A 24,551-nucleotide genomic window follows, 5' to 3' on the forward strand; every position below is an offset into this window, starting at 1 on the left:
TCTTATTTCTGTGCCAGACGACCGTTTTCTTTCGCTTTCTCCAACCATGCCGGAACAGTTGTTTTCAGGAATTTCTCCTTAGCCGCTCTTTCAGCATCCATATCCAAGCCGATATATTCCTGTGCTTTTGCCTTTGTTGAAATGTCCGGCATCGGAACATCTCCCGTATATCCGTTCTTTGCCAATACTTTAGACACAGCCAGACGGGCTTGCATGGCACGATCCAATCCATGAGAAAGAATTCTCTGAATTTCCTGCGGTGCATGGAAAGAACCTCCGTGTGAAGCTACTCCGAAATCCCAACGCCATTGTGCCTGACGAATCAGTGCGAGCACATCTTTCATCTGTGTTTCTGTGGCACCCTTGTCCCAGGCAAATTTAGCTTCGATATGTGCTTTTGCCAATTCCTGTTCCAGACGGTTACGGATTTCATTCGCTTTACGCTGGCGTTCGTACACATTATTACGCAAAGTCTCTTCACTTTCACGGTGACAAACCTGACAGGTGCGGTCAATCATAGCCAACGGGCTTTGGATATGGTGATCGCTGAATTTCACACCACCTTCACTCTTATACGGCATGTGGCAATCGGCACAAGAGACACCTCTCTGTCCGTGGATACCCATCTGACAAATCTCATAGTCAGGATGCTGCGCTTTCAGAATCGGAGTACGGCTCAATTTATGAATATAATCATAGAAACCGGCCTCATCATAATAAGCCTCCATATCTTCTACCGTAAAACCTTTGTCCCAAGGGAAAGTCAGGTATTTGCCATCCCCTTTGAAATAATATTCCACATGACATTGTGCACATACCAATGAACGCATCTCCTGCGGAGTAGCTTTAGTGATGTCTTTACCCTGACGTTGGAAAGCCTCTATCAAAGCGGGACGACTGATATGAAGATTCATTGTTTCGGGATCATGGCAATCGGAGCATCCGATAGGATTCACAATTTCAGCGCCCATAGCCCCCCATTTATTGTTATAGAAAGAATCGACACCCAATGCCTCCATCATACGGGGAACATCCGGACTCTTACAAGTCCAACAGGTAGACGGTTGAGGACCTTCGGTCGGGCTCATGGGCGAACCGGTACGCAAAGATGCCGTAATATCCTCAATGGCATGCATGTGTCCCCGTGGAGTGGAATAATCTTTTGAGAAAGCATATCCCGCCCATAGAATCACCATTTCAGGACGTTTTTCCAAAGCATCTACAGCAATATTCCCATTAAATTCACTCTCAAAGTCAGTCTTTGCAGTCTCCGTCCAAGTCTGGTATTCACGGGGAAAGTCATCCTTAAACAGTTCATTCCGTGCTTCAATCCCTTTGATAACGTTTTTACGGTTATTGAAAATGCTGGCAACTTCCGCCCTCCGTTCCATCAACGCAGAAACGCATAATCCCAAAACAAATACAACGACCATTGAACCTCCGAACAACAGCCATCCTTGCCATGATTTTAATTTCTTTTCCATTGTATATCGGTTTTATTATTTTATTACGTATTTCATTTCTTATTTATCTTTCTGATTCACCATCTTCCGGAGCCATTCGGGAACAGGCGATTCCGGAAGAGGAACAATCGCTCCCGGAGTAGCGGACAGAGAATTCTTTCCACCATGAGGAACATCACGATGGCAATCCCAGCAAGCCTTCCCCTCTCCTACTTGTGACATCATATAATCGATCTTCCCCGTCTTCACAAATTCCGTATTGAGTTGTGTATGACAACGGATACAATTATCCATAATCACTTCGGAACTGGCTTCATGAGCCTGAATGACCTGCGGCTCACTTTTGGTAAGAAATGCAGCCACGTGTTTCATACCGTCCATACCTTTAAAGGTCCATTTCTTCACAGCATTTTCATGCGGCACATGACAATCATTGCAGGTGGCATTCCGGGCATGCGAACTATGAAACCAAGTTGCATAGTAAGGAGTCATAATGTGGCAATTCACGCACGCAGCCGGGTCATCCCCAAGATAGGTATGCGCCCGGAGCATATACATAAACAGTGCTCCTCCACCCACAATAACACCGCCAATGATGACAGCCGCTACCTTCCATTTATAAGAAGGAAAGAGTCGATTTATTATTGGAAACTTCATCATATGAAAAAGTATTTTTCACAAAAGTAAAGGATTGGAAACAAAAAAGGTGTAATAGATATTACACCTTTCAAAAGAAAAAATACTCATTACAAAAAAACAGTCTATCTATCGTCCTATGGATAGTAGACATTCCTTCCTTATGTATTGCAATCTATCTTATTCATCATGGTGATGGTCTTCGTCTTCCACCTCATTACTCAATTTAATATTGCGCGCGATATAAGATTCGTTACCTGCGGCATCCGTGCAATAAACCATCAAATGATAATCTCCTGCAGTAGCATTGGCCGGTATTACAATATCGTGATGATGAATATGGGCGGTTTTCTGTCCGGACACATCGTAGGATCTGTTGAAACTAAAATCTACTGTTTCCTGTGCAGCCCTGCTATTACCTCCGTGTGAATGGTGGTCGAAATTACTATGAATTTCAATCTTATAGGATTTCAGCATGACATCATCCGACAAATCCATTTCAAAATGAACCCCATGTTCGTTTCCGATCTCCAAAGCCTGACCTTCTTCCGGTTCGTGAAGTTCAATCAGAGGTTTGGTCGTATCGCTGGAGTCATCATTATCACAAGAGGAAAACATGAAAGTAACTGTTGCCAAAAGGCTAATCATTGGGAGATAGAATTTATTTTTCATTTCAGTAATTTTTTAAATGGAACTTTGATTAATATCTGGAAGTTACGTCCCGGTTCGGGGATCTCAACTTTCCTGTAAAAACTAAGATGATTGTAATATCGGGTATTGAATATATTCCGGGCGGTCAGGGTGATTTCAATCTCGTTGTTTCCACCTATCGGAATATTCAATGAACCACCCAGATGAAAGAGGTTTGCTCCGGCTGTACGGTCTTCGTTACGGTCCACTCTATTTTGCCGGGCAATGCTCTGCCATTCTGCATACAACATATACCGATTCTTTTGCCAGGTTAATGTATTGCGCATGACAGGAGGTGGCGAGAAACTCAATGGAATATGTTCATCACAATTATAGGTGTAAACGTATTCAGCGGAAATCCGATAATTGAAGTTGCGCAGAAAATCAACATCTACGGTAGCTTCAGTTCCTGCAAATAGCGCTTCCGCTCCGGTATAGCGATAGATTTGTCCGGCATGAGGCAATACAGACCACTCTCCGGTAGGACGCAGAAAGATGTAATTGCTGAACCAACTGACAAATGGAGAGACGGAGAAAGAAATTCCCCGGTACTTCAGATGATAAGAAGCATCCAGTTGCCAGCCTTGTTCGGACTTTAGGTTTGCATCTCCCTGTTCATGGCGGAAAGTGCCGTGATGTACACCGTTGGCAGCCAACTCATTCGCACCGGGCAGGCGGAAACTACGCCCGATATTCACCTTTACCAGATGCTTGTCGGAGGGAGTCCATACCAGTCCCAGAGAAAGAGAATAATCACCGTAGTGCTTATTCACAGAGTGACTGTTCCACTTGTAGAAGTCTATCTGTTCCGGATCATAGCCCTGTTTCCGAAGATAATCGGCAAGGTAAGCATCTTCATGCGAAGAGATATTCATATATCCGTAGTCATATCGCACTCCTCCGCTGACTGAAAACACATTGTTAGGTCTGTATGTCGTAAGCCAAAGCATTCCGGTAGTGGAACGGCGATATTCAGGCAGTAAAAACGAATAGCCGGAAATGTCGTTCCGTTGATGTTGTCCATCCCACCCCAATGTATGTTCCCACGAAGAAGAACCAATAAAACGAGCTTTCACCGAAGCACTGAAAGTGTTCAGATTAAAAGCAAGTTCCTTGTCGGGGTCTTTCTCCGGTGCGGGTTGCGAACCATAGTGAGTATGGAAAGCACTCCACTCTTCACGGTGATTGTTCTGGAAACCTAAATCGCCTGACAAGATCAGTTTCTCCCATGCATATTGCTGGTGGGTAGTCACTTTCAGGTGATTCACTTTACTGAATGGCAATTCAATATTACGGCTGTCTCCATCATCTTCCACACGTGACGCATCGGGTATGCCGTGTGCTCCCGGAAAGAATCCCGTCTTTTGATATACATTACTCACAGCATAATTCGCTTTATAGGCTCTTCGTTGATATTGGGTAAAAAGCCCGATATTGCGTTCAATACCTGCTGTATTCTTGAGTTTACGCCCATATATGGGAATTCTTTGTGTCAGGTAGACAATAGAATCCGTCGGAATACGATAGTCGCCGAAATGTTGTTCCGAATAACGAATATGGGAGTACCAGGCATTCTTCCTGATTCCCAGCATCAGTGACCCTCCGATGGTTCCATTGACTGATTTACCCAGCAGTGTGACATCTCCGAACACACGATTATCAGCAGGAACAGCCGGTGGAACAACATCAATCACTCCTCCCATTGCATCACTGCCATAGAGCAGTGAGGAGGGCCCTTTCAATACATTGACTGCTCCGATATTGAAAGCATCCAGTTCTAGTCCGTGATCGGCTCCCCATTGTTGTCCTTCCTGTTTGATTCCGTTTTCCAATACAGCAATCCGGTTGAATCCCATTCCGCGAATCATCGGTTTGGAGAAGCCCGAACCAATATCCATTGCCTGTACTCCGGGAATGTTCTCCATCGCCTGCATGAAGTTTCCTGTAAAATGTTTGCGCAAAAAATCCTGATCGGCTACATCAACCGTAAGGGCAGACTTTTTTACTTGACGTTGCTGGTACGTTTCGGTTACCACAACATCAGGCAAAAGCATGCTCTTGATTGAATCGGATTTCTGTGCATGGACGGATAAGGTTACAAATAACCCTATTACGCCCGAAATAATTCCGATACGCATCAATTACAATCTTTTATTTAATGTGTAAAATGAATGTGAGGATAGATTGAAAGCCAATCTATCTCCATTGAAAATATGAGTATGTAATCATGCGAACGGAGGTCCGCGTAAATGATGCGAATAAGTTGGTTTGCAAACAACCTTATCCTGGTAAATAATCGGCTCGTAGGGCACGAGCGTCAGTATAGTATGATATTCTATTAATTGAGGTTCCGTGAAAAGAGAAAGAGAGTATTTACATATCGCACAATCATCGGAAGAATTATGGGAATGCTTTGCATGGGAACACGACTTTTCATCCTCACTTCCATGATAGTGAAAGGTCTTCACTACAAAGAAAGGAATGAATGTCATGAATAACATCCATGCTATATATACCCTTATATTTTTCTTTTGATACATTCTCTCTCTATTGTTATATAGAATAGCGGGACAAATATACCGATATGAAAAAGAACCAGCAAATAATCGCTCTTAATATGTGTTATCAGTAATATTGCAGATTTTATTGTCTCATACTTCCCAACATTTCCATCCCTTATTAGCACAAATGTACACCACATATGTCCGCACATTATAATTGGGAAACTTTTTCTTAGTGTCTTCACCGTATCTTTTCACCTGTTCCACGTGCTCGGGAAGAGGCTCGGAAAGTGCAAGCATCTTTTCAGCTTCCCTCATACGATAGTATTTAAATTCGACCACACGATCATCCATATAGTAATCCGTACCGGGAATACCGGTCATTTCAAAGTCTGATCGGCCTGCTGAATTATTCTGTTCGATGGCAAAGGTATAACAACTACTTAAATAACGCGATACCAGTTCGTAGAAAGAACACCGGATAAAGTTTTCATTGATCTTATCAAAAACTTGTGCTGGAAATTGTCCCAAATATTGTTCGAAATAATTCTGAACGAGTGGTTCCAGGCTTCGATTGGAATCATAGTGCCGATACACAGGGACATAACGTTGTGCATTACCTTCTATTTTGTTCAGTTGATTATAGTAGTCCATGTATACACTACGCATCGTCATATTGGGCAATGTTGTCACAAATTTATCCCTCAACGTTGTCATTCCCAAATAAAACAAACTAATGGGATAAAACTCTTTATCAAAAAACTTTTTCTTATTAAACTTACTGGCAAGATCAGCCACATTATAAGGCAGTTCATCGTCAATTACCAATGCATCCAACATCGCTTTCGCATTATCCAGCGAAAGAGTCAACCGACGAATCCAATGAATGTCAGTACGTAGATTTTCATCTACCAACTCGTCCGGAATACTACCGGCATTGGCTGCAAATTTCTTGAAGAAGTAAGTAAGGATAGTGGCATTGAATAGCCGATCTCCATTGGGACGGAAACGGTAGCCATCGTAGTTGCTTACAATTAGTTGCCAGATTTCGTCAAAACGATCCTGTCCCGTAGAGTATTTATCCAGTACATAACGTAGATATGTTTCTGTTTCTTCGTATGTAAACCCAAGCATATTCAGGAAATTAGGCTCAAGAGTCAATATCTCTGCAATATTATATCCACTGGTCAAATCATCCATAGTGACGGGCAGCACACCTGTACAAAAACAAGTACGGATACTCCCCTCACCAATACCTTTTTTAATTACTTTAAAAAAAGTACGCAGAAAGCTGTCATTAGTAGTAACTTCTTCATAGAGTGGGTCATTATAGGCAGTAAGTAATTGATTGGTGAAATTATCATATTCATCAATCAAAATATAAACTTTAGGCAGTTCGTGAGAGCGGGCGTAGGTAAGCACTTCTTCCAGCATTTTAGATGCATCGCCACGATTGCTAAATTCAAAATCACCAAACAAATCACGATTATGTGCTACCATTACTTCTACCGGACCGCAATTCAGGTCATTAAAATTCTGTGCCAGCCCTTGAATATGGTCTGACATTACCATTGCGGAGAAGTCATAACGGATTATCATATAACGGTTATGTTCTTTTGTCGGATGGTTACCAATCCACGTGTCACCAAACAGTTCTTCAAACCGATGCGCTTTCGTACGGTCATAATAGCAAGCTAGAGTAGAGACTAACAAACTCTTCCCAAAGCGACGGGGACGCAGAAATACAGGAGCCTTATAATCTTCAAGCTTAGTTATATATTGGGTCTTATCTACGTAATAGAAACCACGTTCACGCATTTCTATGAAATCTGCTACTGCATAAGGAATTGTTATTCTTGCCATAATCCTACTGTTTTTTCTATAGACAAACAAAGGTACAAAATTGTTAGCAATAACAAGAAGAAATCTTTGAATTGATTATTATTGCTCTTGTTGCCAGACATAAAACACGGTTCTTCCAGCTCCACGTTTACGAAGAATCCCTTTCTCAATGAAAGTATTCAAATCATCTATTGCTTTCAGCCGGGAAAGTCCGGTCAGGCTACTATATTCCAATCGGGTAATACCACCATTTTTCTTTAGAAATTCCTGTAAAAGCTGCTGGCATTGCTCCATAGAAAATTCCACTTTTTGAGAAGAGTGTCTGGATTTATCCACACGTTCCAACTCTATCTCACGTTTAATCTTCCTTTTGAACTCTTTGGAAGTGCGCAAATGCACGTTATCAAAACAGATTGATTCGGCACGAATCTCCCGTTTAGTCATTACTTTATGCGTACATTTCAAAGAGATGCTGAAATGCCCGAGTTCGCCAAGTTCTACGATATATCCCTCTGCTAACGTTTCGGCTAGTTCATCCAATACAACTCCTACTACCGCATCTATCACGTTATAGTTAAAAGTCTGGGAAGAACGAGATACACGTTCCATGAATTCTTTTTTCGAGTAAGTTCCATTTGGAACGATACGGGCATGCAAAGGCTTTTGTTCTCCGGTACAATCAGGATCCGGTGTTTCATACAAATCATATTGAGCACTCATAAGTATATCTTTTTATTAGTTCATACATTTATTACTTTCACTACGTATATTTAATCGCCTGTTCATTGAACTTTAATCTTCAGTTCATATAAAAATAATCGTCTGACAGCTGTATCTTTTTCGTCTGACAGTTGTCAGACGGAAAGATAACAGTTGTCAGACGAAAGTTCAACAGCTGTCAGACGATTAATCTATCGCATGCAAAGGTATAACTTTATGCGATACGACCTTTAAATCTTAGGAGGAAAAAGACAATTCCTCCCAAGAATTTAATCACCTAACAGTAATTTAGTCACAGCGGCAGTATTCAATGCCCATTCACGAGTATATATCTCGTCCGCTTCCGGAATATCAACTAACTTCAATCCCTGTGCCTGCGCTTTGACAGTCAACAGTTCACCGACAGTTGTTTTCGCTTCCAGTTTATCCAGATACTTTTCGATGGTCTGTGTATCCAAAGAAAGAATCGTCTGTCCACCAAAAGGTATTTCCAGCCAAACGATTTCCCGTTCTTTCACTTTCAGAACTCCGAAAACAAGTCCTTTCTGCAAACTTTGGGAAATACGTACCTGATGTTGCACGCAAGAAGGATCGTAAGCTACTCCTGTTCTTTCCGATATCTTCATTGGATAGGCAGAGTTCATCCAACCTACCACCAAATTAGGAGAGATAGTCCCGTTGCTATATGCATTGCAAGTGAAAGCAACATATTCCGCACCTACACGGTTCAGTTCGTTCAAATCCAGCTCGATATATTCGGCAGTACCTTTCTTATTAGGAATACTTCGGATATCCCCGCTATGTTTAGCACCAATAGCCTGCAAGTTGAAGTAAGAACAAACTTCTGTTGTGGAAGGCAAAGCAATATGACAACTCAAGTCCATATCAAGATGCTGTGCCGGAAGCCCTTTTCCCCACTGCATAAACAACCGCACTTTATCCCCCTCTACCGGAAAACGTGTTCCCTGCAAAGCACAGGAAGTATCCTGAATTGTTTCGCTACGATCGCCGATAGACAACGGGATATGGAACAACATAGGGTCAATATACATACTTTTGTTTTCACTTCCGGCAGCTACACCGGCGAAACGGGCAGCTACGACTTCCTTACACAAATCCTGTACATCCTTCACCATCGCTTTTAGCTGATCCTCCATATACAGCCCCACCAAATAGTGTGGTTCTATCAAAAGAGCATTCCCCCCTAAAGGTTTCACCATTCTCTTACGTCCCGGTTCAAAGTAGCTCTCCGCATACATACCCAAAGTAACGACCAAACGTGCCGGCAACAAATGAACCACTTCTTTAAATGCAGCCAACGTCTCTTCCGCTCCGAACCAAAGCATATTCGCAAATAAAGAACGTGCAAACATACCCGGTCGCTGCTTTAACAAAGCAAATGTCTGTTCCGCATCCGCTTTCAAACGGTTGCGCTCCACTTCTCCCTGCCAAACGGTATATGCCTCACGGTAGAATATATCCATCAATTCCTTCAAATTTCCGAATTCCAGCTTACGGGCATATTCCGCCAGACGCAACGCACGTATCATACGTACCCACATCTCTCTTTTCGGATGCATGATTTCGCAAGCCTTCTCCGGAGCCATTGTCAGGTTGTTCAACCAAAGAGCTACCATTTTACATTCACGACGCGTATATTTCAACTTCAACTCCTCACGCTTCGCTTGGGCTGCCGAACGACTTTTATCCAAAACTCCACATATATGTGTGTTGTTTCTACCTGTTTTACGGATAATAGTCTTAGGTTCTATGATTTGCAGGAATCCGGTTTTCTTATACCACAGATAACGCAATATATCATTCGGAGTAGAGAAATAGATTTGCGCTTCCTGCGCTCTATCCTGCTCCACCAATGTATCTATCACCAACATCAATGTCTCCTTCATTTTGATTCCGACTGCCGGCAACGGAAGTTCGCCAAGCATCATTTTCAAGCTATCCGCTTGTGTGGCATCAAGAGCTGTACGCGATTCAAGCAAGTCACAGAAAAAAGCATTCAGCTCCTTGTCCTGCCAAAGTTCCAGCACTTTCAGTTTACTTCCCTGTCCGAAGTATTCCGTAGTAGCCGTTTGGAATGGAGTTCCGCAGAACGGACAACCATTGTATCGTTCCATAGGGAATGTATTATCAGGGATCACGTGTCCGCAAGGTAGTTTAACGCCTTTGGGGGTATTAAACAGGTTAGCGATCCATGTAACCAGATGATCCAAACGCGTTTCTCCGGTAGGTACATCCCACCCTTTCACCAATGGAGCCCAGTTTAGCGTCACACCCAATACCTCTTTCATCACCTGAAGAATCATCATCTGTTGAGCCGGATATAACTGATTAACGGCATGCAGCAGTTCTTCGGACAAGCTATATCCTACTTTACGGAGTTGGGCTACCAATGCAATGGTAGTCGAAGTCAACTCTTCCTGCTTTTTCTCTCCTTCTATCAAAGGCAAATAGATTGCATTCTGCCTGATAGACACTTTCAACAAATCTTTATTCATAACTTTGTTTTTTTAAGTAAGGTAATCGGAAGACTGTGAATCAATGGAGCATTCCTGCGGTTTTGAAGTAAGTCTTCCTTGACCTTAGTTGATAAAAAGAGGTAGAACAGGCCGGATTCGAACCAGCGTTATCCACCGTTAAGAAGTAAGCCCCGGTTGACCTCATTTCAGATAATCCCGAAGCTGCTGTCCTACCTCTATATATTTTTTTGTGGAGCAGGTCGGAGTCGAACCGACGACGGTCACGGGATAGGAGTAAATCTTAATTGACCTTTTTCATCAGGATAATCTCAAGATTAAAGATGATGCTCTACCCACTGAGCTACTGCCCCTTTGCGAAACAGGAAAACGGATAATCGTATGAGTGATTTCCATACCTTAAATGAGTTGTTGAAGTAACCCGTACTTGACCTGTTTTCTTGTTTCTTCGACAAAGATAGATGCAGTGGTGCGCAGCCTTTTTGCGCAGCTAAAACTTTTTTGCTCTTTTGAAGAAAAAAATAAATTCCAATACCTGCATCGTTTAAATAGAAATCAGCGATTTGCCTTACGATTCTTTACTTCTTCTACAAGTTTTGTAAAGGACTTCTCCTTTTTACGTTTCTCATGTTCGGAAGCAGAAAAGTGCCACGCTTCCCGGCGAAGTTTCAGATAGCTTGCATAAACTTTATAGTCTAACACACCGCTATTGACTGCTTCTAAAACAGCACAACCCGGTTCGTTGATATGCTTACAATCTTTGAAACGGCACGATTCTGCATAGTCAGAGATTTCAAGTACTTCGGCCAGTGAATCCGGATTGTCGATAACCAAGCCAAATTCACGCACACCCGGAGTATCGATTAAAACACCCGAATCATTCATCAATACCATTTCCCGACGGGTTGATGTATGCCGGCCTTTTCCTGTGGACAGGCTTATATCGGAGGTAAGTAACACAGATTTTTCACAGAGTGCATTTACCAGAGAACTTTTCCCGACACCCGAAGAACCGACAAACACAACAGTTTCTCCTTCTGATATGGATTCCCGCAGCCGGAGAATCGTTTGGGGTTGATGAATACTCGTAAAAAATACGGGTATCTGATTGGAGATATGCTTTATTTGTTCTTCAACACTCTGCCTGTCAAAATCTAAATCGGATTTATTAAGTACCAATACAGGCTTGATATTTTCTTCCAATACCTGAACCATAATACGTTCTACTCTGCGGACATTGAAATTATCGTCAAGGCTCTGCACAATAAATGCTTTATCGACGTAAGAAGCAATGGCCTGCTTATCGGCAACTGTACCGCTTTTCTTGCGATACAATGTCCGCTCACGAGGCAGCATATCGACAATAATCCCTTTATTCTCATCAAATGGTTGAAAAAGCACCCAATCACCCGTACAGGGTAATTCAGCATCAGATTTCCCATACATCATGTTTCCCGTGAGTTCACACTGAAACAATCCGTTTTCGGAAACGACCTCGTAGCAGGTACGGTGTACTATGGATATACGTCCATGAAGAAGAGTGCTGTAGAGTGATTCTTGTTTTAGTCGGCTTAGTTTATCATTCCAGCCATACCAGTTTAAATTAACGTCGAATTTGTGAATTGTTTGATTTTCGTTATTCATGATCTTAATGTATACAGCGCACACGTTACAAAGCACCACGATGCTTTTAGCACCCTTGTACGCAAGTTAAAAATTGAAATTATAAAGACATAAAGAATACTCCCGAAAGGAATCATCCGAGAGCAAACGAAAGGACAATCTGTATCAGCAACACAGATTGTTTACTAAACCAAATCCGATTTATTATTTCTTGTCATGCGACAAAGATAGACTATTTTTATTTAATGGCAAAACGAGCCGTCATTTCATACCGTAGCTTGATAACCCGGTACTGCTCGGTAGCTGCCGCCCCCATGCTTACATTGCTCTGCGCCTCGAAAGGAAGATAACGGCTTATGTTATTATCGGCAGGCTCGATGATACGAATCACTTCACCCAACTGCTGCCCCATCGCTTCCACCAGATAAGATGCTTTCTCACGGGCAGCCTTCAGTGCTTCAATCTTACCCTGTTTCCGATACATTGGCAAATCCTTATGTTTGAGTTCTCCGATGCGCATGGACTCAATTCCCCACGTATTGACCGAACGAATAATAGAGTTAATCTGCTCAAAATCCGTAAGCCGGATATCCAATTGCTTACCTATCAGAAATTCCTTTCCTCTCTGGCGCCAATAATCTCCTATTTCCTGTGTGCGGATAGCATCATCCGTTATTCCTATTTTGCGCAAACTTTTACGCAAATCTTTCTCTATCATTGCCAATGGCACTTTCGTCCGGAAATCTTCTTCTTTTTTTGATTTACCGGTGTATTCTTCTTGCCAATACTCCTTAATCTGAATCAGAAAATGAATCTCATCCGGAACGACTTCTATTTCAGAAGAACCGGTCACTTCAACGTATCGTCCATCACTTTCCTGTGCATTCACAACGATACTCCAAGCAAACAAAATAAAAGCGAATAAACATACCTTTTTCATATCTTCAATCTTAATAGTACAACCTCTTTTACAGAATGCGAATGATCATTTCACAAAGCTATTAAAAAAAACTGTAAAACCGATTTTATCCCAAGAAATCAATCAGGCTTTTTCGATCTATCAAAATAGTATCGCCATTCTTTACCTTACACTTGGAAGATGTTTTGCCGGAAAGTAAAGAAATATACCCTTTTTCAAACAGCAGCTTCAAGCGGGTACTGGAAAGAGGAAGACATCTTTTTATCAACGAAGATAATTTAAGGTTCAAGTCGAAATCACATTTGACTCGGATACTTATGATCTCACTACTCATATTCAGGATATCTTCTAAAGAGACGGTATTTATCACTTCATATTCAACACTGTCATAATCTAATTGAAGATTATTCCTGCTTGCCACTCCGGCAGAAAAAGCATATTGCCAGGCAACTTCCCTGTCATTCATAGAAAAGCTGTGAAAGAGCTTCTTATCAATCAAGTCGGTTTTTGTTCGTGATAACAGAGTCATATTACAAGTGTTATCACATTTCACACATCTATAAATCAGCCAGACATCAATGTTTTTCTTCTGTGCATTCATCCTGAACTTATCACTGCAATAAAAGCGGTCACTATCACAGTGACTGCATTTCTTAATTAATAAGGGGCAATTCTTCACCCTTATTTCCCATGTAAATGTTGTTTCCATAACTATACAAAAGCGATTATCTTTCTTTGTGAATCAATTATATTTCTCCGCAAAGTTGGAGATTAGCCATTTGTATAATTCACAAGATGTCACAAGACGCCCTGAAATTTATCTGTCAAGCTCATCCATCATCTTTATAATCTGTTCTTTCAACTTATCCAGAAATTGAGTCCTGCTTTTCTTTCTATTCCTGATTTCCAAGAATATACGATAAAAGTCACCTATCTCGATATTAAACAGTGTTTCGCAACAAAAAGCAATGTCTTTCAAACTCGTATTTCCATTATTAAAGCATTTACCTGCATACAAAGCGTAGATAAACTCAACCAAAGCCACTTTACTGTCCGTCCATTGCAACAGCTTACTGTCTACAATGAAAGTAAATTTAAGATGAAGTTTCTCTGTCAGCTGCTCTATTTCCTCCGATACATATTCTATCAAACGATTATTCGCCAGAATTTCTGCAACACTCGAATCATGCAAGGTGGTAAAAGAAATATCTCTATCCAGTAGATGGCAATGTATATCAGAAAGAATATCATAATTCTCCCGAATAAAATAGTGGTTATCAAACTCTGTCCGACCGGCACGATAATATTCATAAAAGCTATTATTCGAAAATGTTTTTTGCAGGTTCTCCAATTCAATCTTCAGATATCTGCATTGGGAGGACAGAGATTTGCCGATACGATTCTTTTCAATCTGATACAAACGGACATAAAACATCAACAGACCGGAAATCTGCGGTTTCGATACTTTAAAGAAAAGAATCTCTTCTTCAGCATTTCGAAACTGATATCCGGCAACTGCTGTTTTCAGCGAAGTCAGTGAAACCTGTAGGACACCAATGATCTGCCTGATTCTATCCAAAGGATCAACCGACTGTAGCTCGATCCTTTTTATTTCTTCTTCTATGTTCAGCTTACTATTTCTTACGAAATTTTCCATTCATTCTCAACGCATCCACCACTCCCGTCTGATTACTATGAACCGGACTGAAAGCTTGAATAGCTAAATTGCATCAGTCTTGAAAAACGATGCAGTGAATAATAAAAATGATAAAATGAAAAACCTGTTCAAGTATAGAACTACTCAAACGAAAGAAATTAGCCTGTGGTTTATGAGGCTAATAGTAAGCTATAACAAATTTAAGAATTGTGCCCAAAATCATTGCTTTTAGAATTCAGATGCAAATATAATAGTTTTTTCAGGATGGCATGAAGTTTATATGAAATTTTGAAATAAGCTCACCAGAAGTATAGAAAAATAGTATCTTTGCCTTCGGCTTTTCACAGATACTGTGAGAAAGTGATTCTTTTAATCATATAAATAAAAAAGACTATGATCAGATTAAATGTTTTTGTTCGTGTAAACGAATCCAACCGCGAAGAAGCGATAAAAGCGGCAAAAGAACTGACTGCCTGTTCTTTAAAAGAAGAAGGATGCATTGCTTATGATACTTTCGAAAGCAGCACGCGTCCTGACGTTTTCATGATTTGCGAAACTTGGCAGAATGCCGAAGTATTGGCAGCACACGAAAAATCTCCTCATTTCGCTCAATATGTAGGTATCATTCAGAAATTGGCTGAAATGAAATTAGAGAAATTCGAATTCTAAATGAATTACGAAGGTGTGTCATAATGAATAATAAAACGCAGATTAACGCAAATTATCGCAGAAATAATTTTATAAGTCGTCGATTAATACATCAATACAATTGAAATAATCTGCGATAATCTGCGTTTTGACACACTCTCATTAAATCAATCCGGTATTCCTTATCTTTCCGAGTAAAATTAGTCGAGTTTCTTATGGATAAATGTTCCTTCAATCCAATAAGTTGCGTGATTCGATTCAAATTTCAACAAGACATAGCCGGGATCAACGGGGCCACCGGGAAAATGATCGATAAACCAGTCCTGCCAAAGTTCCTGCTTCATCTTTTCGTCGGTTACAACTTCCACTTTCCCCGTTAACGCCACGCTGTCTCCTTTATCCTGAAAGCATAATCCTGCTTTCGGATTCGATAAGAAGTCTATTGTTTTTAGTGAATCTGCCCCGGTAGACATCCAGATAGTGGCAATTCCTTCTGCCAGGATTTTACTCATCGGTACAGGACGGGGATAACCTTCTTTATTCACAGAAGCAAGGGTAACTACTTCACATCTTTGCAACAATTCTGCTGCTTTCTCTTTCATTGTTTTTGTGGTCATAAACTGATTGGTTTTTATTAACCTTGCAAAGGTAACGGCATATCTTCCCATTCTATTGTAAAAAAGCGACTTTTACCAATCTATCTCTGTGGCTCGATATAAGTAAGTGTGGTTTCTTGCGGAACTGTAAGGGAAAGAAAAGACGCAGGAGTATTGCCGGACATCGACTTAATCTCTTTTGAAAAATGCGCTAAATCATAATATCCTGCATCAACCGCCGTAGTCAACAGGTTGGCTGATGTCGTGGTTCTCAATAATTCCACAGCATTCTTAAATTTGACAATACGGCTGTATTCTTTAGGAGTAAATCCGGTATAATGCTTGAACTTCCTCTCAAAATGACGCTGACACAAACAGACGTCATCCATCAAGCTGCGAACTGAACGTTTTCCTCCGGAATGATTAATCATGTTCACTGCCATAGCGACGTGCGAATCAGCAGGCTGATAATGGCGCGCCAAATATGCCAGCAAATATTCCTCCACTACTCGTATTCGATCTGCCACATGCTTCTGCTCACCTAATTTTTCAATAAAAGTGTCATCAAAAACAGCCTTCATCTCATTAACACTGATTCTGCTATTCACAAACTCGTGCAAAGGCAGGTTTGTAAAGCAAGACAGACCACAAGGTAAAAAACGAACGCCAAACATATGAACGGATTCAGCATAAGTGACAAGTTCGGAGTACTTCGTCATGGGTCCTACGAAATAGGAACGATAAGGTTGCATAATCAGACTTCCTTCTTCAACAGCATTAGCCACCTCTCCCAGCGTAAATATAAAATCGGTACAACCATCCGGCAGAATATGGATGCGCATACCATATTCCGGATTGCCCTTAAATTCCCAATAGTTATCAATGTAGGGAACAAGTAAATGAGAAGGCTGATATTCTGTATACATGGATATATTTTACAGACAAATATAAAGAGAATAAATTCTAATTCATACATTTGTATTCCAAAACAATAAAATAAAATGAGGAATTTTGCAGCTATAGACTTTGAAACAGCCAACGGCAAACGTACCAGTGTATGCAGTGTGGGAGTTGTCATTGTAAGGGAAGGGAAAATAACGAATAAAATCTATCGCCTGATCCGTCCCCGCCCTAATTATTATACTCAATGGACAACAGCTGTCCATGGCTTAACTTATGACGACACGATGGAAGCTGATGAATTTCCGGAAGTATGGGCGGAAATCAAACCGTTGATAGACGGTCTGCCACTTGTAGCGCACAACAGTCCTTTTGACGAAGGTTGCCTTCGGGCAGTTCACGAACTGTGGGAGATGACTTACCCTAATTACAAGTTTCACTGCACATGCCGCGCTTCGAGAAAGGTATTCGGAAAAGAATTACCCAATCATCAATTACATACGGTAGCTGCCCGGTGCGGATATGACTTAACGAACCATCATCACGCATTAGCAGACGCCGAAGCTTGTGCACAAATAGCTTTACTTATTATTCCCGAACCCCAAAAAGCAAAAAAAGCGAAGAAAACCGACAAAGATACACATGTGAGAGATTTATTTGCTTCACTCATTCCTCAACCGATGAAAAAAAACAAATAAAAAACACTACAACTACTATTTCAATCAATAATAGCCGTAGTGTTTTATGATAAAATACTAATTATATATTTCTACTTATAGAATAGATTTTGCAATACCCATTTCCAATCCACGAAGTTCTGCCAATCCGCGAAGACGGCCCAGACAAGAATATCCCGGATTGGTTTTCTTCTTCAAGTCATCAATCATCTGATGACCGTGGTCAGGACGCATAGCGATAGAGCATTTGCGACGTTGTTGCAAAAGAATAAGAGCTTTCATTACACTGTACATATCTACATTCCCTTCCAGATGATTGGCTTCGTAAAAGTTTCCTTCTTCGTCACGCTGCGTACTACGCAAATGTACGAAGTTGACACGGTCGCCGAAACGTTCCATCATACCGGCAAGGTCATTGTCAGCACGTACACCGAAAGAGCCTGTACACAAGCAAAGGCCGTTAGATTCATTAGGTACGGCTTCAATCAATTTTCTGAAATCTTCTTCCGTACTCAAAATGCGTGGCAAGCCCAAGATAGTATAAGGAGGATCGTCCGGATGAATCACTAGTTTTACTCCTACTTCATCGGCAACAGGAGCTATTTCTTTCAAGAAGAAAATCAAGTTGGAACGAAGCTTCTCGGCATCGATATCATTATAACGGTCCAATGCCTCCTGGAATTGTTCTACAGTAAAGCTTTCTTCCGATCCCGGAAGTCCGGCAATCATGTTACGAACCAACAATTTCTTGTCGTCTTCGCTCATTTGCTCGAAACGGGCTTTCGCTTTGGCAATTTCTTCCGGAGTGTAATCTTTTTCAGCATTCGGACGTTTCAAGATGAAAAGGTCGAAAGCTACAAAAGCTGCCTTTTCAAAACGGAGTGCTTTAGAGCCATCCGGCATTGTATAGGCAAGGTCTGTACGGGTCCAGTCCAATACAGGCATGAAGTTATAAGTAACTACCATTACGCCACACTTCGCCAGATTACGGATGCTTTCCTTATAGTTTTCAATATATTTCATGAAGTCACCCGTCTGCGTCTTGATATGTTCGTGTACAGGTACACTTTCTACCACAGACCATGTCAGACCCACTTCCTCAATCATTTGCTTACGCTTCATGATCTCTTCTACTGTCCACACTTCACCATTTGGAATGTGATGAAGAGCATTTACTATACCTGTAGCGCCTGCCTGCTTAATATCCCACAAGCTAACCGGGTCGTTAGGACCATACCAGCGCCAAGTTTGTTCACATAAATACATATTATTAAATTAAAAATTAAAAGTTAAAAATTAAAAGCTGAAAGCCAAGAGTTGATAGCCAGTATGCAGACACTGCACAGCTAATTTTCAATTTATTAAATTGAGAATGCATCAAATCCACCGTCGATAACAGCTACTGTACCTGTTACGAAGTTAGAAGCATCGCTAATCAAATAATGGATTGTTCCATAAAGGTCTTCCGGTTCACCGAAACGGTTGAATGGAGTATGAGCGAGAATGGTCTTTGAACGGTCAGTCAGAGAACCATCCGGATTAGTCAATAGCGTACGGTTCTGATCGGTCAGGAAGAATCCCGGAGCGATGGCATTTACACGCAGACCGTTACCGAATTTCAAAGCCAGTTCACCGGCCATATATTTAGTAAAGTTGGCAATGGCTGCTTTTGCCGCACCATAACCTACCACACGGGTCAATGGACGAAGAGCCGATTCTGAACAGAAGTTTACAATAGAACCTTTCTTCTGTTCCACCATAATTTCTGCAAATACCATTGTAGGCAATACTGTACCGAAAAGGTTCAGATCCACCACTTTCTTGAATGCATCAATCTGCAAATCGAAGAAAGTCTTATCCGGAGCGATAGTTGCACCTGCCATGTTACCTCCGGCAGCGTTCAATAATACATCAATACGGCCATAAGCCTTCATGATTTCTATCTTGTTACCTTCCAGCACTTCCTTATCCATCACATCCGTGTAAAGGAACATGGCTTCATTTCCTTCGGCTTTGATACTGTCTACCAATGCTTTTCCTGCCTCTTCACTCCTGTCGAGCACAACCACTTTTGCACCTTCCTTTGCGAGATACGCAGCAATACCCTTACCTAAAATACCAGCTCCACCGGTAATAACAACTACTTTGCCTTTTACGTTAAATAATTCATTCATGGTTCTTACAAATTTATATGTTTATAATTTATTGTTCAGATAATATTTCAGATTCTCTTTAAGGAGAATATCGATAGGCATCAAATTCACCTTTTCACTGTTCTGTTTGAATAACAGATGATTGCACAATGATTTAACACCCTCATATCCCTGACGCTCCGGACGCTGTGCAATCAATGCGGTTATCACACCTTCGGAAAGTAACTGTGTATTTCTCCCGATAAGGTCATAACCAACCAGTTTGACAGACTGCATTCCTCTCGCTTTCAGATAATTCCCTAAGATATAGCAAGTTGAATTAAAAATAACAGCCCCATTTATGTTTGGATTAGCTTCAAAGATTTCATCCAGCTTCATGAAGTTATACACTGAATCATTTATTTTCAGTTCCACTTCGTGCAGATTTCCATTGAATCCTGTTTGCGTGAGATAATGGCAAAAACCTTCCCGCCTGTTCTTTCCCTGATTTGAGTCATTCTTCCCACTATGAATAATTCGCGCCATCAATATATCGGAAGACGAAGAAAGCCGGTCCATCAATAATCTGGCAGCAATCACTCCGGCATCATAAGACTCCGTTCCGAAATAAGCCAGTTGATGTTGCCCTCCAATGTTGGAGTCAACATATACATAAGGTATTTCATTCCTGTCAAGTTCCTGCGAAAGCCGGATAACAGAATCCGTAAACAGAGTCGCAATCAGTACCCCATCCACTTTCTCATGCAGCAGATTGCGGATGATATCATCAAAAGTCTTGTTATTATATTGATCGAAAAAGAGTTTGGTAATGGTGATGTTATACGATTCCATTTCCGACGCCGCTTTATCTATGCCTTCGGAAATAGCTTCCCAATACTCTCCCTGAACAAAAGAAGGAGTAACTGCAAGGAGATGATATTGCTTTTTGGAGGCTGCCAATGAACGTGCCATTAGATTGGGCTGGTAATGTACCATTTCCAGAATCGCTTGTACCTTTTTCCTGTTTTCTTCAGATACCCTTCCACGATTATGGATGACACGATCTACCGTGCCAACAGAGACACCTGCCATCTTGGCAATGTCTACAATCCGAATATTTGAAAACTCTTTATCCATCTATTGATAAGTATCTTGTTTTTCATCGGCAAAAGTAAAATGAATTATTGAATTAAGCAATAGTGTGTGCGCACACACATAATGCACAATAAAGAATATATTATTAATAATCAACAATTTAACTACAACATCCAGGAAGTATACATGTTGTTAAACATAAGAAAAAGTAAAGATAGTATAGAGAAAAAAGCACTTATCAGATGAGAAATCAGAAAAAAGTAGCTTTTTATTCTTGAAGGAAGTGAAAATAATGGGGAATATACACCAATATGTGTTCGAGCACACATTATTCAGATAATGACTGATGAGGCTAGAAATAAAAGATTATACATATATAAAACAAAACAGGTAACCGATTCTATTTAAAACGATTACCCGTTTTGGAGGGCTTATTTCCCCCACTTATCTTTTGCTTTTCCGGCCACTTTATCGGCTTCTTCCGCTACTTTATCAGCAATTTCCGCACCGGTTTCTACTGCTTTAAGTCCAAGATCCACTGCTTTTCTTTCAGCATGAGCAGCAGCTATTTCAGCATCACGACCTATGCGATGGATAGCATTATAAATTTCACTTTCTAATTGTTTTGCTTTTGCTGTACGTGAAAGACGATAAGCTACTGCGCCGAGGATTGACCCAATTCCAAGTCCAATCCAGAAATTCCCATGTCTACATTCCATAATTAAGTTCTGTTTTTAGGATTAAAAATAAATTATATATCTATTTAGATTTCGAGAATAAGGAAGCAATCCACAATACAAGGATAGCTCCTACGGTGGAAGTTATCAAACTTCCGATCAGCCCTGAAGCTGCCAGTCCGAAAAGGGCAAATACCCAACCGCCCAGTACACCTCCAAGAATACCAAGTAATAAGTTTATAACAAGACCAAAACCTCCGCCGCGCATTATTTTACCTGCGAGGAATCCAGCCACAATACCAATAATGATATACCAAATAAAGCTCATATAATCCTCCTTTTTTATTTAACAACAGTGGGTATGAAGAATAGTTCAATAACACAAAACCGAATTAACGACTATTTACAATCCTTAGTCTTAGAGAAACGGGAAGTTTACGTACCTTTGCAGCCAATTTTTCAGGAACACTTCAAAAGTAAATAGGTATTATGGTACAGAATCAGGAACAACCCGTAGGAAAAATTACATTTTCCATTTTAATCGCATTGAGTCTTTCGCATTGCCTCAACGATCTCTTACAGTCGGTGCTATCAGCATCTTATCCTTTATTCAAAGATGATTTAGGACTTAGTTTCGCGCAAATCGGACTTATCACACTAGTTTATCAACTTTCCGCTTCAGTTTTTCAACCGATTACCGGAATTTTCTTTGATAAGCATCCCGTCGCATGGTCATTGCCTATCGGAATGAGCTTTACACTGATTGGTTTGATAAACTTAGCATTCTCTGATAATCTATACTGGATATTAGCCTCCGTATTCTTAATCGGAATTGGCTCTTCCGTACTGCATCCGGAAGCCTCCCGTATCACGTTCCTTGCTTCCGGCGGAAAACGTGGACTGGCACAATCACTCTTTCAGGTAGGTGGTAACTTCGGAGGTTCATTAGGTCCTTTGTTGGTTGCCCTGTTGGTGGCTCCTTATGGCAGGCAACATCTCATCGTTTTTGCATTTGTGGCCTTAGCTGCTATCGGAGTGATGTACCCCATTTGCAAATGGTATAAATCATATCTAAACCGGATGAAAGCACAGACTGTCAGTATCAGAAAACCTGTTCATCTTCCTTTGCCTATGGATAAAACGGCCCTTTCAATCGCGATATTGCTGATCCTGATTTTCTCCAAATATATCTATATGGCGAGTCTCACGAGTTATTATACTTTCTACTTGATTCATAAATTCAATGTAAGCGTACAAGATTCGCAGCTATATTTATTTATCTTCCTGGTAGCTACTGCTATCGGAACATTAATCGGCGGACCGGTAGGTGACCGAATTGGACGTAAATACGTGATTTGGGCTTCTATTTTAGGAGCTGCCCCATTCAGTTTACTAATGCCACATGCCAATCTGCTGTGGACTATTATCCTTAGCTTCTGTGTGGGATTGATGCTTTCTTCCGCTTTTCCTGCCATATTGCTTTATGCACAGGAGTTGCTTCCTACCAAACTTGGATTGATATCCGGTTTGTTCTTTGGATTTGCTTTCGGAGTGGCCGGTGTAGCATCTGCCGTACTTGGCAATTTAGCGGATAAAACGAGCATTGAATATGTATATAACATCTGTGCTTATATGCCGCTACTGGGATTAGTCACGTTCTTTTTGCCTAATTTGAAGAAGAAAAAGATTGGATAGAAATCTATATAAATAAAATCGCCCTGCTATAATGATTATAGTGGGGCGATTTATATTATTTATAATCTGAACTCGTCTTCACATTTTTAGCTTCAATATCTACTTGATTGCCCTTCATAGATACGTTTCACAGAAGTGACATTGGGATATGTTTTATTATATATTTTCGTTACATCTTCTACTAACCAACAATACAGTGGGCCAAGAGCGCGAGTAGCATCATCTTCTGATGGAGTTTTTTCCGGAGAGGTGAAATAAAGCACATGGTCTATATCATTATAATTCACATAAATAAAAGAAGTAAATGTCTTTTCATCCGTTTGCCTTATCTCTCTGGTAAAAGAAGCAGTAATAATGTTAGATATATCATCCTTTGAAGGAATTACAGTAAGCGTACCACTATCTTTTGTATCATAAATAAATTTAATTCCGCCAGTTACATGCATATCCGAGCTTGCAATAACTTGATTTTCTAAATCTACTTTCTCATCACCCTCAAGTCCTTCGACTTTTACACTTACTTTCTTTGTAGTAAACGATTTCGTACCTTTGATTATCTTTACATCAATTTTAGCAGTCAGTCCATTCGCATCTTTCACTACAAGAAATGTTGTTCCCAATTGAACGGGAGCTATCATCACATAACCATATTCTTCCTGAATCTTAGCTTTTGCTATCTCTTCATCACCAGTTTCTACAGTATAAGGAGCTACCCCACCTGTCATTCCTACAGCAGCACCATCAGTTATCTCCATTACTATATCACTAATAGGTTGATCTGGGAAATAAATATCATCTATTTCATAAAGAAAGAAACGTTCATCATCATTATCACAGGATACTAATCCTAAGCCAATGAACAACAATAAAAATAAAAGTCTAGTTTTCATACTTTAATTTGTTAATTTGTGAGTGTGAGTAATAATTATCCTACAAAAATACTAATATTCACCATACGGTATTCCAATAAGTCACTATATTATTTATTCTAATTATTAACGAAGTCTTCCTTTAGCCTCATGTTCTAAAGTTTTGGGATTACGACGAGTATCCCAAAGGGCGATAATAAAAACACGATCACTCATAACTGCATACACAAGTTTGCATAGTCTATCAACAGGAATAGAGCGTAATTCCATCTCTTCAAAATCCTCCAGCAAAGGCTCTACTTTTCCAAGAAATGGAAACTCACATAAATTCCGAATAACATGTACAACTTGTTGTCTGAAAAGGCGAGCCTCTTTCATCGAAAACTGGGTTTCAATATAACAAAGGATGACCTCTAAGTCATCCAATGCCTCGTAATCCCATACTATTTCCATCGTTCCGTACGCTTCAACATCTCATCCTGCGAAGCATATTCTCCTTGTTTATAGCGTACTAAAGCACTTTCTGCACGTTTCTTTATACATTCTATTTCATCTTTGCAGGGAGATTCCGCTTCCTGCTCTTTACGCGCAACACGCGATTTGCGACGCAAAGCTTTTAAGGCTTTTAAAGCTTCAGCCGTCAGATCATCATCAGCAATAATAGCAGCCACCTCTTTAAGAAGTGAAGCCCTAAGTTCCATTGTAGACATATTAAT

General features: G+C 40.6%; 25 protein-coding genes. 3 read left to right on the forward strand and 22 right to left on the reverse strand.

All coding sequences use genetic code 11. From position 1 onward, the window contains the following. Positions 1-2 precede the first annotated feature (2 nt). The 12 genes from nrfA to AAHJ11_RS10090 form a co-directional block, all read right to left on the reverse strand. Entirely contained in the window at positions 3-1,484 is a 1,482-nt protein-coding gene (nrfA, locus tag AAHJ11_RS10035) for an ammonia-forming cytochrome c nitrite reductase (protein ID WP_004304071.1), read from the reverse strand. Positions 1,485-1,523: 39 nt separating this feature from the next. Continuing rightward, positions 1,524-2,123: a cytochrome c nitrite reductase small subunit gene (gene nrfH / locus AAHJ11_RS10040; protein ID WP_148364925.1), complete on the reverse strand. Its 600-nt coding sequence runs from the start codon at positions 2,121-2,123 to the stop codon at positions 1,524-1,526. Positions 2,124-2,279: 156 nt separating this feature from the next. Further along, positions 2,280-2,771 carry a DUF4625 domain-containing protein gene (locus AAHJ11_RS10045; protein WP_004309723.1) on the reverse strand — a complete coding sequence of 164 codons (492 nt, stop codon included), beginning with the start codon at positions 2,769-2,771 and terminating at the stop codon, positions 2,280-2,282. Next, positions 2,768-4,927, reverse strand: coding sequence for a TonB-dependent receptor (locus tag AAHJ11_RS10050; protein ID WP_258981210.1), 2,160 nt, complete (start codon positions 4,925-4,927; stop codon positions 2,768-2,770). Before AAHJ11_RS10050 ends, AAHJ11_RS10045 begins: the two co-directional genes overlap by 4 nt. Before the next feature lie 87 nt (positions 4,928-5,014). Further along, positions 5,015-5,329, reverse strand: a complete 315-nt coding sequence (locus tag AAHJ11_RS10055; protein WP_320974386.1) for a hypothetical protein — start codon at positions 5,327-5,329, stop codon at positions 5,015-5,017. 111 nt (positions 5,330-5,440) lie between these two features. After that, a complete protein-coding gene (locus AAHJ11_RS10060) occupies positions 5,441-7,153 on the reverse strand; it encodes an ATP-binding protein (RefSeq protein ID WP_320974387.1) in 1,713 nt (570 codons plus the stop codon). Between the two features lie 78 nt (positions 7,154-7,231). Further along, positions 7,232-7,852: an HU family DNA-binding protein gene (locus AAHJ11_RS10065; protein ID WP_413579480.1), complete on the reverse strand. Its 621-nt coding sequence runs from the start codon at positions 7,850-7,852 to the stop codon at positions 7,232-7,234. A gap of 269 nt (positions 7,853-8,121) precedes the next feature. Then, on the reverse strand, positions 8,122-10,368 hold the full coding sequence (locus AAHJ11_RS10070) for a hypothetical protein (protein WP_320979077.1): 2,247 nt from the start codon (positions 10,366-10,368) through the stop codon (positions 8,122-8,124). 534 nt (positions 10,369-10,902) lie between these two features. Further along, positions 10,903-11,991, reverse strand: a complete 1,089-nt coding sequence (gene rsgA / locus AAHJ11_RS10075; RefSeq protein WP_320974390.1) for a ribosome small subunit-dependent GTPase A — start codon at positions 11,989-11,991, stop codon at positions 10,903-10,905. A gap of 217 nt (positions 11,992-12,208) precedes the next feature. After that, positions 12,209-12,910 carry an SIMPL domain-containing protein gene (locus AAHJ11_RS10080; RefSeq protein WP_195649480.1) on the reverse strand — a complete coding sequence of 234 codons (702 nt, stop codon included), beginning with the start codon at positions 12,908-12,910 and terminating at the stop codon, positions 12,209-12,211. Between the two features lie 85 nt (positions 12,911-12,995). Then, complete coding sequence (locus tag AAHJ11_RS10085) at positions 12,996-13,598, reverse strand: DUF1062 domain-containing protein (protein ID WP_148364909.1); 603 nt, start codon at positions 13,596-13,598, stop codon at positions 12,996-12,998. 108 nt (positions 13,599-13,706) lie between these two features. Continuing rightward, positions 13,707-14,546: an RteC domain-containing protein gene (locus AAHJ11_RS10090; RefSeq protein WP_258981230.1), complete on the reverse strand. Its 840-nt coding sequence runs from the start codon at positions 14,544-14,546 to the stop codon at positions 13,707-13,709. 393 nt (positions 14,547-14,939) lie between these two features. Here AAHJ11_RS10090 and AAHJ11_RS10095 point away from each other — a divergent pair, with 393 nt between their 5' ends. Continuing rightward, positions 14,940-15,215, forward strand: a complete 276-nt coding sequence (locus AAHJ11_RS10095) for a putative quinol monooxygenase (RefSeq protein WP_004297114.1) — start codon at positions 14,940-14,942, stop codon at positions 15,213-15,215. A 179-nt stretch (positions 15,216-15,394) separates the two neighbouring features. Here the strand turns inward: AAHJ11_RS10095 and AAHJ11_RS10100 are convergent, their stop codons facing one another. After that, complete coding sequence (locus AAHJ11_RS10100; RefSeq protein ID WP_320974391.1) at positions 15,395-15,811, reverse strand: pyridoxamine 5'-phosphate oxidase family protein; 417 nt, start codon at positions 15,809-15,811, stop codon at positions 15,395-15,397. Positions 15,812-15,891: 80 nt separating this feature from the next. Then, the gene (locus AAHJ11_RS10105; RefSeq protein WP_148364905.1) at positions 15,892-16,716 is read right to left on the reverse strand and encodes a helix-turn-helix domain-containing protein; all 825 of its coding nucleotides are present in this window, start codon (positions 16,714-16,716) and stop codon (positions 15,892-15,894) included. Between the two features lie 75 nt (positions 16,717-16,791). Here AAHJ11_RS10105 and AAHJ11_RS10110 point away from each other — a divergent pair, with 75 nt between their 5' ends. Then, positions 16,792-17,388, forward strand: coding sequence for a 3'-5' exonuclease (locus tag AAHJ11_RS10110; RefSeq protein WP_148364904.1), 597 nt, complete (start codon positions 16,792-16,794; stop codon positions 17,386-17,388). A 75-nt stretch (positions 17,389-17,463) separates the two neighbouring features. Here AAHJ11_RS10110 and uxuA read toward each other — a convergent pair whose 3' ends face one another. The 5 genes from uxuA to AAHJ11_RS10135 form a co-directional block, all read right to left on the reverse strand. Next, complete coding sequence (gene uxuA, locus AAHJ11_RS10115) at positions 17,464-18,633, reverse strand: mannonate dehydratase (protein ID WP_148364903.1); 1,170 nt, start codon at positions 18,631-18,633, stop codon at positions 17,464-17,466. A gap of 95 nt (positions 18,634-18,728) precedes the next feature. Continuing rightward, complete coding sequence (locus AAHJ11_RS10120; protein ID WP_195649477.1) at positions 18,729-19,541, reverse strand: SDR family oxidoreductase; 813 nt, start codon at positions 19,539-19,541, stop codon at positions 18,729-18,731. A 21-nt stretch (positions 19,542-19,562) separates the two neighbouring features. After that, on the reverse strand, positions 19,563-20,636 hold the full coding sequence (locus AAHJ11_RS10125; RefSeq protein ID WP_148364901.1) for a substrate-binding domain-containing protein: 1,074 nt from the start codon (positions 20,634-20,636) through the stop codon (positions 19,563-19,565). A gap of 389 nt (positions 20,637-21,025) precedes the next feature. After that, complete coding sequence (locus AAHJ11_RS10130) at positions 21,026-21,313, reverse strand: YtxH domain-containing protein (RefSeq protein WP_148364900.1); 288 nt, start codon at positions 21,311-21,313, stop codon at positions 21,026-21,028. Between the two features lie 40 nt (positions 21,314-21,353). Beyond that, positions 21,354-21,599: a GlsB/YeaQ/YmgE family stress response membrane protein gene (locus AAHJ11_RS10135; protein WP_005678015.1), complete on the reverse strand. Its 246-nt coding sequence runs from the start codon at positions 21,597-21,599 to the stop codon at positions 21,354-21,356. Between the two features lie 161 nt (positions 21,600-21,760). Between AAHJ11_RS10135 and AAHJ11_RS10140 the strand changes: the two genes are divergently transcribed. Next, positions 21,761-22,966, forward strand: a complete 1,206-nt coding sequence (locus AAHJ11_RS10140; RefSeq protein ID WP_148364899.1) for an MFS transporter — start codon at positions 21,761-21,763, stop codon at positions 22,964-22,966. A 92-nt stretch (positions 22,967-23,058) separates the two neighbouring features. On the opposite strand, the gene AAHJ11_RS10145 is transcribed toward AAHJ11_RS10140, so the two are convergent. The 3 genes from AAHJ11_RS10145 to AAHJ11_RS10155 form a co-directional block, all read right to left on the reverse strand. Then, on the reverse strand, positions 23,059-23,856 hold the full coding sequence (locus tag AAHJ11_RS10145) for a hypothetical protein (RefSeq protein ID WP_148364898.1): 798 nt from the start codon (positions 23,854-23,856) through the stop codon (positions 23,059-23,061). Between the two features lie 105 nt (positions 23,857-23,961). Next, positions 23,962-24,288 (reverse strand): type II toxin-antitoxin system RelE/ParE family toxin, encoded by a 327-nt coding sequence (locus AAHJ11_RS10150; RefSeq protein WP_148364897.1) that lies wholly within the window; start codon positions 24,286-24,288, stop codon positions 23,962-23,964. Continuing rightward, positions 24,279-24,545 carry a hypothetical protein gene (locus AAHJ11_RS10155; protein ID WP_117937562.1) on the reverse strand — a complete coding sequence of 89 codons (267 nt, stop codon included), beginning with the start codon at positions 24,543-24,545 and terminating at the stop codon, positions 24,279-24,281. The genes AAHJ11_RS10150 and AAHJ11_RS10155 overlap by 10 nt, the downstream gene beginning before the upstream one ends. Positions 24,546-24,551 lie beyond the last annotated feature (6 nt).

Source organism: Bacteroides sp. 90-K9/2 (assembly GCF_047310725.1).
In the GTDB taxonomy this organism is placed as follows: Bacteria; Bacteroidota; Bacteroidia; order Bacteroidales; family Bacteroidaceae; genus Bacteroides; species Bacteroides vicugnae.